Origin of the sequence: Serratia sp. OLAL2 (genome assembly GCF_002752475.1) — a bacterium.
GTDB lineage: Bacteria > Pseudomonadota > Gammaproteobacteria > Enterobacterales > Enterobacteriaceae > Serratia > Serratia bockelmannii.
This window is the reverse complement of sequence record NZ_MSTL01000016.1, coordinates 539505-553807: the sequence shown is the minus strand read 5'-3', so window position 1 is coordinate 553807 and position 14303 is coordinate 539505. Positions and strand designations below refer to the sequence as shown.

At 58.0% G+C, this 14303-nt stretch carries 14 protein-coding genes; 13 read left to right on the top strand and 1 reads right to left on the bottom strand.

Features of this window, described 5'->3' with window-relative positions; all coding sequences use genetic code 11:
- Positions 1-149 precede the first annotated feature (149 nt).
- The 7 genes from BVU99_RS11500 (at position 150) to BVU99_RS11470 (ending at position 7254) form a co-directional block, all read left to right on the top strand.
- Complete coding sequence (locus BVU99_RS11500; RefSeq protein ID WP_099817640.1) at positions 150-1355, top strand: isochorismate synthase; 1206 nt, start codon at positions 150-152, stop codon at positions 1353-1355.
- A 7-nt stretch (positions 1356-1362) separates the two neighbouring features.
- Positions 1363-2991 (top strand): (2,3-dihydroxybenzoyl)adenylate synthase, encoded by a 1629-nt coding sequence (locus tag BVU99_RS11495; RefSeq protein ID WP_099817641.1) that lies wholly within the window; start codon positions 1363-1365, stop codon positions 2989-2991.
- A gap of 3 nt (positions 2992-2994) precedes the next feature.
- Positions 2995-3855 carry an isochorismatase gene (locus BVU99_RS11490; RefSeq protein ID WP_049204133.1) on the top strand — a complete coding sequence of 287 codons (861 nt, stop codon included), beginning with the start codon at positions 2995-2997 and terminating at the stop codon, positions 3853-3855.
- 61 nt (positions 3856-3916) lie between these two features.
- A complete protein-coding gene (locus BVU99_RS11485) occupies positions 3917-4981 on the top strand; it encodes a YncE family protein (RefSeq protein ID WP_025304971.1) in 1065 nt (354 codons plus the stop codon).
- Positions 4982-5101: 120 nt separating this feature from the next.
- The gene (locus BVU99_RS11480; RefSeq protein ID WP_049204134.1) at positions 5102-5722 is read left to right on the top strand and encodes a DUF2238 domain-containing protein; all 621 of its coding nucleotides are present in this window, start codon (positions 5102-5104) and stop codon (positions 5720-5722) included.
- A gap of 325 nt (positions 5723-6047) precedes the next feature.
- Positions 6048-6782, top strand: coding sequence for a winged helix-turn-helix domain-containing protein (locus BVU99_RS11475; protein ID WP_244590500.1), 735 nt, complete (start codon positions 6048-6050; stop codon positions 6780-6782).
- Positions 6763-7254, top strand: coding sequence for a hypothetical protein (locus tag BVU99_RS11470; protein ID WP_049209697.1), 492 nt, complete (start codon positions 6763-6765; stop codon positions 7252-7254). The genes BVU99_RS11475 and BVU99_RS11470 overlap by 20 nt, the downstream gene beginning before the upstream one ends.
- A gap of 66 nt (positions 7255-7320) precedes the next feature.
- On the opposite strand, the gene BVU99_RS11465 is transcribed toward BVU99_RS11470, so the two are convergent.
- A complete protein-coding gene (locus BVU99_RS11465; RefSeq protein ID WP_099817075.1) occupies positions 7321-8079 on the bottom strand; it encodes a winged helix-turn-helix domain-containing protein in 759 nt (252 codons plus the stop codon).
- Positions 8080-8503: 424 nt separating this feature from the next.
- Between BVU99_RS11465 and BVU99_RS11460 the strand changes: the two genes are divergently transcribed.
- From BVU99_RS11460 to BVU99_RS11435, 6 genes are all read left to right on the top strand, one after another.
- On the top strand, positions 8504-9064 hold the full coding sequence (locus BVU99_RS11460) for a fimbrial protein (protein WP_043143780.1): 561 nt from the start codon (positions 8504-8506) through the stop codon (positions 9062-9064).
- Positions 9065-9148: 84 nt separating this feature from the next.
- Complete coding sequence (locus tag BVU99_RS11455) at positions 9149-9694, top strand: fimbrial protein (protein WP_043143789.1); 546 nt, start codon at positions 9149-9151, stop codon at positions 9692-9694.
- Positions 9695-9723: 29 nt separating this feature from the next.
- Positions 9724-12279, top strand: a complete 2556-nt coding sequence (locus tag BVU99_RS11450) for an outer membrane usher protein (RefSeq protein WP_060448265.1) — start codon at positions 9724-9726, stop codon at positions 12277-12279.
- 30 nt (positions 12280-12309) lie between these two features.
- Positions 12310-13059 carry a fimbria/pilus periplasmic chaperone gene (locus tag BVU99_RS11445; RefSeq protein WP_049204145.1) on the top strand — a complete coding sequence of 250 codons (750 nt, stop codon included), beginning with the start codon at positions 12310-12312 and terminating at the stop codon, positions 13057-13059.
- A gap of 47 nt (positions 13060-13106) precedes the next feature.
- On the top strand, positions 13107-13721 hold the full coding sequence (locus tag BVU99_RS11440; RefSeq protein WP_099817074.1) for a fimbrial protein: 615 nt from the start codon (positions 13107-13109) through the stop codon (positions 13719-13721).
- 10 nt (positions 13722-13731) lie between these two features.
- Positions 13732-14301 carry a fimbrial protein gene (locus BVU99_RS11435; RefSeq protein WP_168189563.1) on the top strand — a complete coding sequence of 190 codons (570 nt, stop codon included), beginning with the start codon at positions 13732-13734 and terminating at the stop codon, positions 14299-14301.
- The last annotated feature ends 2 nt before the right edge of the window (positions 14302-14303 follow it).

Here is a 14303-nt window from a genome sequence, read left to right as displayed (position 1 = left end):
CCCACAGCGTTTATGTCATGATTTCGAAATGAAAGAAGTGCTTACGTTTATTGACATAGCAAATATCGGCGAGTAATTTAGCGCGGAATTAACTCAAATGATAATCATTATTATATTGGTTATCACTTCAAATCCTTGAGGGCGAAGCGATGGATACTGCCGTGAACGACATCAATCGAAAGGAAATACAGGAGCGCGAAGAACACCGGTTCGCCGCTGATTTTTCTCCGGCGTCGGGCTTCTTCTTTACCTCTCCTTTCCGCAGCTTGACCACTACCGGTTGTTTCAGCCGCATTCGCCTGCCGGCCGCAGACGGCGCCGACCTGAACGGCGAGTTCCAGCGCAGCGTGCGGCAGGCGTTTGCCGAGGCCCGCCAGGCCGGTATCAAAAAACCGCTGCTGTGCGGTGCCATCCCGTTCGATACCCGGCAGCCTTCGGCGCTGTTTATTCCGCAGCAGAGCCGCTGGTTCGATCGCGCTGCCTTTATGGCCGGCGTTCGGCCGCCGGCGAACGGCCCTGAACTGGCCGGCGTGGCGGAGCTGCCGCCGCAGCAGCCGTTTATGAAGATGGTCAGCGACGCCGTCGACGCGATGAAGGCCGGTGAGCTGGATAAAGTGGTCTTGTCGCGCCTGCTGGAGATCGAAACGCGCCAGCCGGTGGATCGCCATGCGCTGATGGCGCGCGTGATTGCCCAGAATCCGCACGGTTTCCATTTCCATGTGCCGCTGGAGCAGGGCGCGCTGTTGGGCGCCAGCCCAGAGCTGCTGCTGCGCCAGGACAGCGGCCGTTTCTATTCTAACCCGCTGGCCGGTTCCGCCCGGCGCGAGGCCGACCCGCAGCGCGATCGCGAAGTGGGGGAGCGGCTGATGGCCTCGGCGAAAGATCGCCACGAGCATCGCATCGTCACCGAAAGCATGCGTGACGTGCTGGCCGGCCGCTGCCGCTACCTGAACGTGCCGCACACCCCTGAATTGTTGACTACCACTACGCTGTGGCATCTCTCCACGCCGATCGACGGCGAGGCGGCGTCTCCAGACGAAAATGCCCTGTCGCTGGCCTGCCTGCTGCACCCGACGCCGGCGCTGTGCGGCATGCCGACGGCCGAGGCGCACGCCCTGATCGGCAAGCTGGAGCCGTTCGATCGCGGCCTGTTCGGCGGCATCGTCGGTTGGTGCGACGACGAAGGCAACGGCGAGTGGGTTGTGACTATCCGCTGCGGCACCGTTGACGGCAATCGGGTACGGCTGTTCGCCGGCGCCGGCATCGTGGAAGACTCTTCACCCGAATCTGAATGGCATGAAACAGGCACCAAACTCAGCACCATTCTGCGTGCCTTTGGTATGAATCAAGGATAACGACAAGATGAGCATTGCCTTTACCCCCTGGCCGGCGGAGTTCGCCAGCCGCTATCGCGAGCGCGGCTACTGGACTGACAAGCCGCTGACCGAAATCCTCGACCGCCAGGCCAACAACGACGCCCCGGCGATTATCGATGCCCAGGGCAGCCTGACCTACCGCGAGCTGCAGCAGCGTTCCGATCGCCTGGCGGCTGGTTTACTGCGCCGCGGCGTGAAATCCGGCGACACCGCGTTGGTCCAACTGGGCAACGTGGCGGAGTTCTATATCGTGTTCTTCGCGCTGCTGAAGATTGGCGTGGCGCCGGTCAACGCGCTGTTCAGCCATCAGCGCAGCGAACTGAATGCCTATGCCGAGCAGATCAAACCGGCGCTGCTGATCGCCGACCGCCAGCACGGGCTGTTTGCCGACGATCAATTCCTGAATGCCTTCCGCGATGCGCATCCTTCGCTGCGCGTCGTGGCGCTGCGCAGCCAGCCCGAGGGCGAGCTGGCGCTGGCCGCCTGGCTGGACGAAGCCAGCGACGGTTTTGTCGCGCAGCCTTCCGCGGCCGATCAGGTGGCGTTCTTCCAACTATCCGGCGGCAGCACCGGTACGCCGAAGCTGATCCCGCGTACCCACAATGACTACTACTACAGCATTCGCCGCAGCGTGGAGATCTGCCGTTTCGACGCGCAGACCCGCTATCTGTGCGCGCTGCCGGTGGCGCACAACTACCCGATGAGTTCGCCGGGTGTGCTGGGCGTGTTTTATGGCGCTGGGCTGGTGGTGTTCGCCGCCGATCCGGACGCCGCGCAGTGCTTCCGCCTGATCGAACAGCACCAAATCAACGTGACGGCGCTGGTGCCGCCGGCGGTCACGCTGTGGCTGCAGGCGATCGAAGAGTGGGGCGGCAATGCCCAGCTCGCCAGCCTGAAACTGCTGCAGGTGGGGGGCGCCAAGCTAGGCGAAACGCTGGCGGCGCGCATTCAGAACGAAATCGGCTGCCAACTGCAGCAGGTGTTCGGCATGGCGGAAGGGCTGGTGAACTACACCCGGCTGGACGACGACGAACGCCACATTCTGACGACGCAAGGGCGGCCGATGTCGCCGGACGACGAAGTATGGGTGGCGGATGACGACGGCAATCCGTTGCCGGCGGGCGAGGTCGGCCGGTTGATGACGCGCGGGCCTTATACCTTCCGCGGTTACTACCAGAGCCCGGCGCACAACGCCGACGCCTTCGACGCTGACGGTTTCTACTGCTCCGGCGATCTGATCAGCATCAGCGAAGACGGTTACATCACCGTGCAGGGGCGGCAGAAAGACCAGATCAACCGAGGCGGGGAGAAGATCGCCGCCGAGGAGATCGAGAACCTGCTGCTGCGTCATCCGGACGTGATCAACGCCGCGTTAGTGTCGATGCCGGACGCGCTGATGGGGGAGAAGAGCTGTGCCTATATCATCGCCAACGCGCCGCTGAAGCCGGTGGTGCTGCGCCGCCACCTGCGCGAACAGGGCGTGGCGGACTTCAAACTGCCGGATCGCTTTATTCAGGTGGACAGCCTGCCGCTGACCCCGGTCGGCAAAGTGGACAAAAAACGGCTGCGCCAGCAGCTCGACGCGCAACTACAGACTCAGGCTCAGGGAGATTAATCGATGGCCATTCCAAAACTTAATGACTACGCGCTGCCGACGGCGGACGAACTGCCGCAAAATAAAGTCACCTGGCAGGTAGAACCGCCGCGCGCCGCGCTGCTGATCCACGATATGCAGCAGTATTTCCTCAATTTCTGGGGCGAAGACAGCGCGCTGATCAAACAGGTGGTGGAGAACATCGCCAACCTGCGCCGCTACTGCAAACAGCAGGGCATTCCGGTGTTCTATACCGCACAGCCGAACCAGCAGAGCGATGAAGACCGCGCGCTGTTGAACGACATGTGGGGGCCGGGCCTGAACAAGCACCCTGAGCAGCAGGCGGTGACCGCCGCGCTGGCGCCGGACGAAGACGACACGGTGCTGGTGAAATGGCGCTACAGCGCCTTCCACCGCTCGCCGCTGCAGGAGATCCTGCAGGAGTCCGGCCGCGATCAGCTGATCATCTGCGGCGTGTATGCGCACATCGGCTGCCTGACCACCGCCATTGACGCCTTCATGCGCAACATCCAGCCGTTCATGGTGGCCGACGGCCTGGCGGACTTCTCGCGCGACGAACACCTGATGGCGCTGCGCTATACCGCCGGCCGCTGCGGCCGGGTGGTGACCACCGCGTCGCTGTTGCCGGCGGCAGGCATTGCCAGCATCGATGCGCTGCGTCAGCAGATCCTGCCGCTGCTGGACGAAGACAGCGAAGACATGGGCAACGATGAAAACCTGATCGATTATGGCCTGGATTCGGTGCGCATCATGGAGCTGGCGACCCGCTGGCGCAAGATCCGCGGCGACATCGACTTTATCGCGCTGGCGCGCAACCCGACCATCGACAGCTGGTGGGCGCTGCTTTCCGAAGAGAAAGCCTGATTTTAATAACGATGAGAGGGCGGCCGCTCGGCTGCCCCGTTGGCTCTATAAGGAGATTTCGATGAATGCTTTGATCACCAAGGGAAAACGCGCGGCATTCCCGCTGATGCTGCTGTCCACGCTGCTGTTCTCCAACTCGTTGCTGGCGCAGACTGCGCCGGAAGTGCTGCGCAAGCCGGTTGGCAAGGGCGCCTATGAAATGGCCTACAGCCCGAGCGAGAACGCGCTCTACCTGGCGACGTCGCAGAGCCGCAAGCTGGACAAGGGCGGTATCGTATACCGTCTGGATCCGACCACGCTGGACGTGACCCAGATTATTCATAACGACATCAAGCCGTTTGGCGCCGCCGTCAACGCTAAAACCGGCACGCTGTTCTTCGGTAACACCGTCAATAACTCGGTGACCGCCATCGACGCCAAGACCGGCGACGTGAAAGGCCGCCTGGTGCTGGACGCGCGCCAGCGCTCTGAGACCGTCAAGCCGCTGGCGCCGCGCGAGCTGGTGGCGGATGCCGACAGCGATACCCTGTACATTACCGGGCTGGGTGAATCCAGCGTGGTGTGGGTGGTGGATGGCAAGGATCTGACCCTGCGTGCCACCGTGACCGACACCGGCAAATACGGCACCGGCCTGGCGCTGGACGCCGCCGCCAAGCGCCTGTACGTCACCAACGCCGACGGCGAGCTGGTGACCATCGATACCCAGAGCAACAAGGTGCTGTCGCGCAAGAAGCTGGATGAGGCTAAAGAGCACTTCTTCCTGAACATCAGCCTGGATACCGCCACCCATCGCGCGTTCATCACCGATTCCAAGCAGCCACAGGTGCTGGTGGTGGATACCCGCAGCGGCAACATCCTGAGCAAGATCGACGTGCCGGAATCGCTGGCGGTGCTGTTCAACCCGGCGCGCAATGAAGTTTACGTGACCCATCGCCAGGCGGGTGAAGTGAGCGTGATCGACGCCAAGAGCTACAAGGTGCTGAACACCATCAAGACGCCGACCCACCCGAACAGCCTGGCGCTGTCGCCGGACGGCCAGACGCTGTACGTTAGCGTCAAGCAGGCTTCCAGCCGCGAGAAAGAAGCGACCGCGCCGGACGACGTGATCCGCGTAGCGCTGAAATAATCCCGCGCAGGGTAAACCCCCTCGAACAGGCGAAGCGGCGACGCTCAGCCTGTTTTTTTTCGCCGTGCGATCTGCGGTATAAAGTGTGGATTGCCTTATTGATCCGAAGGAACGTGGGTTATGCCTGCTTCACGCACACCGCTGTTGTTGTCCGTTATCACCCTGCTGCTGCTGGCCGCGCTGATCCACAGCGGCATCAGCCCCTACGATCGCACCACCTGGTTGATGGAGGTGGCGCCGGTATTGATTGTTTTGCCGTTGCTGTGGCTGACCCATCGCCGTTATCCGCTGACGCCGCTGCTCTACACGCTGATTTTCTTCCATGCGCTGATCCTGATTTTCGGCGGCATGTACAGCTATGCTCGCGTGCCGCTGGGCTTTGAGGTGCAGCAGTGGCTGGATCTTGGCCGCAACCCGTACGACAAACTGGGGCATTTCTTCCAGGGATTGGTGCCGGCGCTGGCGGCGCGCGAGATCCTGCTGCGCGGCGGTTATGTGCAGGGCCGCAAGATGCTGGGCTTCGTGGTGTGCTGCATCGCGCTGGCGATCAGCGCGGTGTATGAGTTGATCGAGTGGTGGGCGGCACTGGCGCTGGGCCAGGGCGCCGACGAGTTTCTCGGCACCCAGGGCGACCCGTGGGACACGCAGTCCGATATGTTCTGCGCGTTGCTCGGCGCGATAGCCGGCCAGTGGCTGTTCGGTGGCTGGCAGGGTAGGCAACTGCGGCGTTTAAAAGAGTAAGCCTTGTTGCGTTAAGCCTAGTGAAAATAGCGACTTCTCGTGCCGCCCAGTATTTTCCGGGCGGCATTTTAATGTCGACATGATAAGAAATAGATAATCATCAGTTAAATGTTTGGCACCCTGTGATACAGCACAATGTTATTTCTTATATTTATGATTATTTAGCTTTTTATGCGTTTTTCTAGGAATTTTCTTAACTCACGCCGTGTGCTACTATTCTCATGTTTAACAAGGGCTAATTATTATTAATTAGTTTTTTGAGCGGGGAATAATGAGATACATAATTAATAATAAGATTAAATATCATGAAGATAGATCAGAGTTGGTGGATATCAATGCTGAGCTACCGCCTCAACCGCTCACCGCCACCCTGAACCGCCTGCTGTCCACATTGGTCAGAAACAATAACCTGGTGCTCTCCCGCGATACCCTGCTGACGCAGGTATGGGAAGCGCACGGCCAGGTGGCCTCCGGCAATAACCTCAATAACACCATTTCCATCCTGCGCAAGATGTTCGCCGCCCTGGGCGAGGACGAGATTATCATCACGCTGCCGCGCCAGGGATTTATGTTTACCGCCACTTCGTTGAAGACGACGGACAGCCTGGCGGAGAGTTCGTCGGAGCCGCCGATCCCGGCGGCTGCAGAAAGCGCCTTGCCGACCAAGCCGCTGCGAGCGCAGCGATTTAAGCGCCTCGGGTTGGCCGCGTTGCTGCTATTGGCGGCGGGGAGCGGTCTGTGGGCCTGGCAGGACGCCGGCTATGCGCCGATCAGCACGGTAAGCGTAGGCAACATCGGCAGCTGTGAGGTGAAGTTCATCGCTTCTTATCATAAGACCGGTTCCGGCAAGGCGGATTTGGCGCACTTGCAAACGTTGCTGGATAAACGAAATCATATTCACTGTAGTGAACCGGCGACGCTGCTTTATTACGACAGCCAGTCGGTGGTACCAGGCAGCGCAGAACGCGTGCGATCTTCTTACTTCTTTTATTGTCCGCAGACGGCGATGGCGGCGGGCAAAGCGCAATGCGAGAACTACTATGAAAGTCTGGAAAAATAACCGGATATGGCATTACCGTTACGCGCTGTTAGTCTTTGCGGCGCTGGCCTGCTGTTGCGCCGCCGCTTATGTGCTGTTCGCTATGCCGCAGGTGCCGGAATGCCGGGCGTCGATGCGGGTGTATAATCAGGATAAAGATGCGGCGATGGAGCGTGTGCTGCTGGTGAGCATCGTGCCTGAGGGCGCGCGACAGCTCACTATGTTGATGAGCGGCAGTTTTTTTGATGGTGATACACGTTATGTGGTCGATCGCTCCGTGGAAATGAGTTACCAGCGTCGCGGCAGCAACTACACCATGTGGGTAACGAAAAATACCCGCAAGCCGCAGGACTCTGTTATTCGCGAGGATATGAATCGCCGGTTACCTATCGCCGGGCAGCAGCTGCATTTGCGCATCGAGCGTATCGATCGGCATCACTATCTGTTTACTGATAACCATTCGCCGCTTTTTGTCTGCGTGACTGGCGCATAACGGTCCCCCCCAGAATTACCGGGGGGCCGATGTTGTCTCTGACCCTGGGTATCAAGAGCGAAAAGATTAAGGTTGATTGCCGGCTATATAATTATTGATGCAAGGGCTGTTACCGGTACGCGGGCAGTAGGTGACCTGCTGTTCATCCTGGTTAGTGCTCTCATTAAGAATGTTAGCGTAATAATAGACGTCGGCCCGCGTACGGCAATTGAAGCCCGCCTGTTGTATCACCTGCTTGATGTTCTCCAGGCTTCCTCCACCTAAAGTCATACTGTACACCTGGCAGCTTTGGTAATTCCCAAGTGGATAAACGCTGATACGCGTGCTGTTTTGATACAGCACAATGATGGCAAAAGGCACCAGACAGGCAGCGGCAATCATTATTAAGCGTTGTAATGCTCGTCGGATGCCGGGGGGAGAAGTCCCGGGGGGCGGCGTAGACGCTATTTCCGTTTCACGGTGCTTTTCTTCTCTATATATTTCCACCTTATTTTCATTCGCTTCATGAATGTTTCGAGCAATAAATTTAAACCCCTGACGTGGATAGGTGACGATAATCTCCTCGGCGCCAAACTGCGCCAGTGATTTACGTAACCCGGAAACGTAATTGTTTAAGTTATTGTTGGAGGCTTTCAGCCCATGATCGACCCAAACATCATTAAGCAACCTCTCTCGCAACAACAGCTTGTTATTATTCTTGATGAACAACGAAAGCAGTCTGCTGGTCGGCTTCAGTAAAGCTATTTTATTGCTGGCATTATCGACATGCATCAATGTGCCTTCCTCCTCGTTATAGAGGATGCTCTCATTTATAATGAAAATCATTTTATTTACCCGTCAACTTTCCTGTCGAGAGATTATTCTGAGACCTCTGTGTACTTTTTTCAATCCCTTGAGTTGCAGGGCAATAGGATTTTTCTCTTTATTCGTGTAATTGAAATGAAATGTTTATCTGCTTACAAGTTTTTTAATATAAATACTGATAATTAAATCCTATTTATCGTGATTTTAATCTATTTAATTATTATTTTATCGATAATAATCCTGTGTTTTTGTATTTTTGCGACATAACGTTTCAAATGGAAGGCGCTAAGTGTAAATTTGTTTCCACTGATACGGGGCGCGGAAACGCAGCGTATTAGCCACGGAGACAATGCGCAGGAATCTCAGGAATAAAGCTGCCGCATTGCATGCGTGACTTAAGGATTTAATTTACTCCACTACTTACTAAGGAATGTAAGGAATTTCTATGAAACTGAACAAAATTATGATTGCAGCGGTATTGGCCTTCGGCGCTTCTTCTATGATGGCCCAGGCAGCGAATCAGGGTAGCGGTACCGTCACTTTCACCGGTGAAATCATCGATGCGCCATGCTCTATCGCTCCGGGCGATATCGATCAAACCATTAAAATGGGGCAGATCTCCAACCTGAGCCTGAAAGACGGCCGTGAGTCTCAATTAAAACAGCCGGTTACCATTACGCTGCAAGACTGCACCAACGCCACACAGAAGACAGTGCAGACCACCTTCACCGGTCAGCCTGGTGGCGCGGCCGGTAACGATAATAAAATGATCGCGTTTGGCAGCGGCAGCACTGCCAAAGGGGCGAGCATCGTTATGACCGATGACGAAAACGGTAATGCCGTGATTGAGTTGGGCAAGGCGACTGCAGGTCAGGGTATTAAAGCAGGCGCGGAAACAGCAGAGCTGAACTTCACCGCCTTCCTGAAAGGTAATGGTGGTGCTTTGGATACTATCGTTCCGGGTGCATTCACCAGCGTGGTTAACTTCGCGCTGAACTATCAATAAGCGCTTTATCTGAATAATGCCAGCATGCGGGGTAGCCCGCATGCTTTTCCCTGAATGAATTCCTGTTTGCAAGGGATAATCTCTATGGCCCTGATTGGCAAAAATATAGTGGCGCCTTCCCTATTGGTCGCAATTTTTACGGCCCAGGCGATGCCGGCAACGGCCTCGGTTATTGGCTGGGGAAGAGTCAATATGGAAGGCGCTATTGTTAATGCGGCCTGCGCCATTGAGTCGGCCAGCCGTGATCAAACCATCGACATGAAAATCTTGCCGGTGGAACAAATTTCCCGCGATGGGCACGGGCTAACACGTCCCTTTACGCTGAAATTAGTGAACTGTGGGTTGTCGGGTGATAATTCCGCTAATTCTGGGCGCCAGCATTTCCGCATGATATTTGACGGTAATGCAGAAGGAAAAAATTTCGGCGTCATCGGCGATGCCCGTGGGGTGGCGTTACGCATTGTCGATAACATGGGCACAGATATTTACCCTGGGGTGCCGATGTCAATAGAAAATACCCTGACAAAAGATTATCGCTTGAATTATTCAATGCAGCTGGTGGCTAACAGCCAGGTATTACGCGCAGGGGATTACCGCTCCGCCATTCGTTTTAAATTGGATTACTACTGATTATAAATAAATTAAAGGTTGGCGGGATCATGGATGCGAGAAAATTTAAATCGGGGGCGCTCCCGTTAAGTTTATTAGGGATATGTATTTCTCTGGCTCTCTGCGGCCTGGCGTTGCCGGGGCGGGCGGATGATGCGATTCAGTTCAACACCGACATCCTGGATATCAACGATCGTAAAAATATCGATCTCGGCCGCTTTTCCAAAGGCGCCTACATTATGCCGGGTAAGTACAGCATGACGGTAGTGGTGAACAAGCAGTCATTGGATGAGCAGCCGGTGGCTTTCTATCCGCCGGAAAACGATCCCGATGGCAGTGCGGCCTGCGTTTCGCCGGAGCTGGTTGAAAAACTGGGCCTTAAAACCGAGTTTCTCAAGCAGCTGCGCTGGTGGCATAACGAGCAGTGCCTGGATCTGAGCAGCCTCAAGGGCATTGAGGCCAGGGGCGATCTGGCGGTGTCGGCGCTGTATCTGAACATTCCCCAGGCCTATTTAGAGTACTCCTCGCCGGATTGGGATCCGCCGGCGCGCTGGGATAATGGCATTCCCGGCCTGCTGCTGGACTACAACCTGAACGGCCAGGTGCAGCAGAACCGCAACGGCGGCGGCCAGACGCAGCGTCTGGGCGGCAATGGTGCGGTGGGCGCCAACCTGGGCGCCTGGCGGCTGCGGGCCGATTGGCAGACCAGCCTCAATCACCAGACCGGCTCGGGGGAATCGAGCCAGAGAACGTTTGACTGGAGCCGCTATTACGCCTTCCGCGCGTTGCCGCAGTGGGGCGCGCGCCTGGCGTTGGGAGAGGATTCGCTGCAGAGCAACCTCTTCGACAGCTTCCGCTTTACCGGCTTCAGCCTGATGTCGGACGACAACATGTTGCCGCCTAACCTGCGCGGCTATGCGCCGGAGGTGACCGGCATCGCCAAAACCAACGCCAAAGTCACCATCAGCCAGCAGGGCCGCGTGCTGTATGAGGCACAGGTCGCCGCCGGGCCGTTCCGCATCCAGGATCTGAGCGACTCGGTGATGGGCAAGCTGGACGTAAAGGTTGAGGAACAAGACGGCAGCGTGCAGCAGTTTCAGGTGGACACCGCCAGCATTCCTTACCTGACCCGCCCTGGCATGGTGCGCTTCAAGTTTGCCGGCGGCCGGCCGTCGAACTGGGAGCATCAGGTGCAGGGGCCGACCTTCGCCACCGGTGAATTCTCCTGGGGGGTCAGCAATGGTTGGTCGCTGTACGGCGGGGCCATCGCCGGCGGCGATTATAACGCGCTGTCGCTGGGGCTGGGGCGCGATCTGCTGGTGCTCGGTGCGCTGTCGTTCGACACCACGTATTCGCGGGCCAGATTACCGATCGACGACGGCACCAAAAAAGGCGGCTCGTACCGCTTGAGCTATTCGAAAAGCTTTGATGAATACGACAGCCAGATCACCTTCGCCGGTTATCGCTTCTCGGAACAGAACTTTATGACCATGAGCGAATACCTGGACGCGCGTTATCACGGCTTGCGGAATGGCAAAAGCCGAGAAATGTACACCATCACCTTTAACAAGCAGTTCCGCGATTTGGGGGTCAGTACCTATCTCAACTACGACCACCAGACTTACTGGGATAAGCCGACCGACGAACGCTACAGCCTGGCGCTGTCGCGCTATTTCAATCTGGGATCGTGGAAAAACCTGAGCGCCTCACTCTCGGCCTATCGCAATAAGTCCAGAGGGACCAACGACGACGGTATGTATCTGAGCCTGACGGTGCCGTGGGGGGGGGATGCCAACCTCAGCTACAGCAGCTCGTGGAACCGTAACAATAACAACCAGCGGGTGGGTTACTACCAACGGTTGGATGAACACAACAACTACCAGTTGACCGCCGGCACCTCGCGCAGCGGTGAATCCGCCAGTGCGTTTTACAGCCACGACGGTGACGCGGCACGTATTGACGCCAACGTGAGTTATCAGAGCGGCCAATACTCCTCGCTCGGCATGAGCCTACAGGGCGGGGCAACGTTAACCGGCCAGGGGGCGGCGCTGCACCGCAGCGGGAACTTTGGCGGTACCCGCCTGATGCTGGACACCGATGGCGTAGCCGGGGTGCCGGTACGTGGCTATGGCGCCACGAGCCGCACCAACATGTTTGGCAAAGCGGTGGTGACGGACGTCGGCAACTTTTACCGCAGCCGGGCGAGCATCGATCTGACCAACTTATCGGACGAGGCTGAAGCGACGCAGTCGGTGGTGCAGGCGACGCTCACCGAAGGGGCGATTGGCTACCGGCGCTTCAACGTGATTTCCGGCCAGAAAGCGATGGCGGTGATCCGCCTGGCGGACGGCAGCACGCCGCCGTTTGGCGCCGAGGTGTTCAACCGCCGCAGGCAGCAAACCGGGATTTTGAATGACGGCGGCAGCGTTTACCTCAGCGGTATCCGCGCCGGTGAACAAATGACGGTGCATTGGGAAGGGAAGGCGCAATGCGAAATCGATCTGCCGGCGTTGCGCACGGATGTCGCTCTGAGCGATCTGCTGCTGCCGTGCCGGCGTGTGGCCGCAGGCAGTGAAGGCCAGGCAGATGCCCCGGAAAACCCGTAAATGCAATTTTTGACCAAATGGAAGCTTATTATGCGAAACAACACTGTAAAAACGCTGTCGGTAGCCGGCCTGCTGACCACCACCTTGCTGAGCGGCCAGGCGCAGGCCGCCATCGCGCTGGATCGTACCCGCGTGATTTTAAACGGCGGCGATAGCTCGGTCAGTATGAATATCACCAATAAAAACACCCAGCTGCCTTATTTGGCCCAGGGCTGGCTGGAGAATGAGCAGGGTGAAAAAATCAACAGCCCGCTGATCGTGTTGCCGCCGGTGCAGCGGGTGGAGCCGGGCGCACAAAGCCAGGTCAAGGTGCAGGCGCTGCCGGCCGCCAAGGCACTGCCGCAGGATCGCGAGAGCCTGTTCTACTTCAATCTGCGCGAGATCCCGCCGAAGAGCACCAAGGCAAACACGCTGCAGATCGCGCTGCAGACCCGCATCAAGCTGTTTTACCGCCCGGCGGCGATCGTGCCGAACAAAAACGCCGCGTACAGCCCGTGGCAAGAGCAGCTGACGCTGACCCGCCAGGGGGCGGGCTTTAAGGCCAATAACCCGACCCCGTATTACATCACGCTGGTCGATGCCCGCAGCAGCAAGAGCGGCAAAACCGCCGCCGGTTTTGAACCGCTGATGGTGCCGCCGAAAGGCAGCGTGGCGTTAGGCGCCGCTGGCCTGGGCAATGCACCGGTGCTGACTTATATCAATGACTACGGCGGGCGCCCGGATCTGACCTTCAAGTGTGGCGCCGGCGATTGCCAGGTGGTGCCTGAGAAGCAAGGATAATCGGCGCCGGCAGCGGCGCTCCATCAGTTGAAGCGGCAGGGAAACTCATGCAAAGAATCGATAACGGCTGCAATAGCCAGGGAAGAGACGCTTTAACGCGACGGGCAGGCCAGGCGGCGTTATTGGCGCTGGTTTTGCTGACGAGCCAGGGGAGCCGGGCAGAGCCTGGTAACCACGGCATGTTGTTTGTGCATGGCGCGCTGATCGAAGGCGCCTGCCGGCTGGAGATGTCTTCGGCCTACCAGGATATATGGCTAGGTGAAACCACCACGAGCAGCCTGGCGGCGCCCGGCAACCGCACGCAGCCGGTGGCCTTCCAACTGCGCTTGCGTGACTGCACGCGCATGGGGGCGGCCATCAGAGACACTCGCCTCGGTTACCGGCTGTGGGATGCCTACCAGCCGGCGGTCACGGTGAGCTTCACCGCCCCGGCCGATGCGGATAACCCGCAGCTGGTGCAGGTGCAGGGTGCCGCAGGCCTGGGGCTGCGGCTGTTGGATGCGGATAACCGCGATGTGCGGCTGGGCAGCCGCAGCCGGCCGCAGCTGCTGGCATTGGGCGATAACGGGCTGCAGTTTTATGTGATGGCGGAGCGCACGCGTGCGCCGCTGTTGGCAGGCGCCTACCGCGCGGCGATCGATTTCCGGCTGAACTATGACTGAGGTGGACGGTATGGGCGATACAGGGCGACGCACGCTGGCCATCGGCGGCGAATATCTCCTTCTGGGCTGCGCGCTGGCGGCCAGCACTGCTGCCGCTTCGGCGCTCACCCTGCTGGCGGTGCTGAGTTTTGGCCAGCTGGCGCAGGCCGCCACGGTGAATGTCACGGTGAAAGGTGAAGTTTTCGGCAAGCCAAAGTGTGAAATCAACGACGGCAATGATATCGATGTGCCCTTCGGCGAACTGAATATCGCAGACATTGACGGCGTTAACTACGGCAAGAAAAAGATCCCCTATAGCGTGAGCTGCAGTGGCGATACCTCCGGCTCGAACGGATACATGAAAGTGTCATTGCAGGGCAATATCGCGAGTTTTGGCGTCGGTTTGCTGCGCACCCGCGAGAAGGAAGATTTGGCGATCAAGCTGCTGTTCGAAAATGGCCAGCAGCTGAAGCTGAATGAGTGGCATAACTTTTTTTATCCCAATTATCCACCGCTCTATGCCGTACCGGTCAAGCGCGGCGCCAAGTTGAGTGGCGGGGACTTTTCCAGTTCCGCCACATTATTAGTCGAGGTTCAATAAGG

Excerpts from the sequence above, each read along its gene's own strand:
- BVU99_RS11500 (WP_099817640.1), top strand. The coding sequence starts at position 150 with ATGGATACTGCCGTGAACGACATCAATCGAAAGGAAATACAGGAGCGC.
- BVU99_RS11495 (WP_099817641.1), top strand. The coding sequence starts at position 1,363 with ATGAGCATTGCCTTTACCCCCTGGCCGGCGGAGTTCGCCAGCCGCTAT.
- BVU99_RS11490 (WP_049204133.1), top strand. The coding sequence starts at position 2,995 with ATGGCCATTCCAAAACTTAATGACTACGCGCTGCCGACGGCGGACGAA.
- BVU99_RS11485 (WP_025304971.1), top strand. The coding sequence starts at position 3,917 with ATGAATGCTTTGATCACCAAGGGAAAACGCGCGGCATTCCCGCTGATG.
- BVU99_RS11480 (WP_049204134.1), top strand. The coding sequence starts at position 5,102 with ATGCCTGCTTCACGCACACCGCTGTTGTTGTCCGTTATCACCCTGCTG.
- BVU99_RS11470 (WP_049209697.1), top strand. The coding sequence starts at position 6,763 with ATGAAAGTCTGGAAAAATAACCGGATATGGCATTACCGTTACGCGCTG.
- BVU99_RS11465 (WP_099817075.1), bottom strand. The coding sequence starts at position 8,079 with ATGATTTTCATTATAAATGAGAGCATCCTCTATAACGAGGAGGAAGGC.
- BVU99_RS11460 (WP_043143780.1), top strand. The coding sequence starts at position 8,504 with ATGAAACTGAACAAAATTATGATTGCAGCGGTATTGGCCTTCGGCGCT.
- BVU99_RS11455 (WP_043143789.1), top strand. The coding sequence starts at position 9,149 with ATGGCCCTGATTGGCAAAAATATAGTGGCGCCTTCCCTATTGGTCGCA.
- BVU99_RS11450 (WP_060448265.1), top strand. The coding sequence starts at position 9,724 with ATGGATGCGAGAAAATTTAAATCGGGGGCGCTCCCGTTAAGTTTATTA.
- BVU99_RS11445 (WP_049204145.1), top strand. The coding sequence starts at position 12,310 with ATGCGAAACAACACTGTAAAAACGCTGTCGGTAGCCGGCCTGCTGACC.
- BVU99_RS11440 (WP_099817074.1), top strand. The coding sequence starts at position 13,107 with ATGCAAAGAATCGATAACGGCTGCAATAGCCAGGGAAGAGACGCTTTA.
- BVU99_RS11435 (WP_168189563.1), top strand. The coding sequence starts at position 13,732 with ATGGGCGATACAGGGCGACGCACGCTGGCCATCGGCGGCGAATATCTC.